Source organism: Vibrio sp. 10N.286.48.C11 (assembly GCF_041469805.1).
Classification (GTDB): Bacteria; Pseudomonadota; Gammaproteobacteria; order Enterobacterales; family Vibrionaceae; genus Vibrio; species Vibrio crassostreae_C.
In genome coordinates this window covers 1-275 of the sequence record NZ_JBFRLK010000150.1, presented here as the reverse complement: position 1 = coordinate 275, position 275 = coordinate 1, and the positions used below count along the sequence as shown (strand labels likewise).

Sequence of the window (275 nt, the reverse complement as noted above, 5' to 3'; positions counted from 1 at the left end):
CCTAGTGGGCTAGAGCCTATCACCTTCTGGGTTGTCATCCATTGGTAAAGCTCATCCAGTATCGGCTTGGCATACGCTTGACGCTCTGCTTTTCGCTCTTGGGCAGGCGCACCTTTTAAGCGCGATTCTATCCCGTAGAGTTTTTGGATTTTAGCCAGCGCTTTATCAGCCTTGCCCGACTTACCTTTACCTTGAAGCTTCTTCGCATCCATGAACTTGCGACGAGCATGCGCTAAGCACCCCACATTGGTGACTTGATGCAGACCATCATAAGC

1 protein-coding gene is annotated in these 275 nt (G+C 50.5%); it reads right to left on the bottom strand.

Annotated elements, in window-relative coordinates:
- The coding region (locus AB4209_RS22255) for a transposase (protein WP_372057421.1) at positions 1–275 on the bottom strand (275 nt) is incomplete at both ends.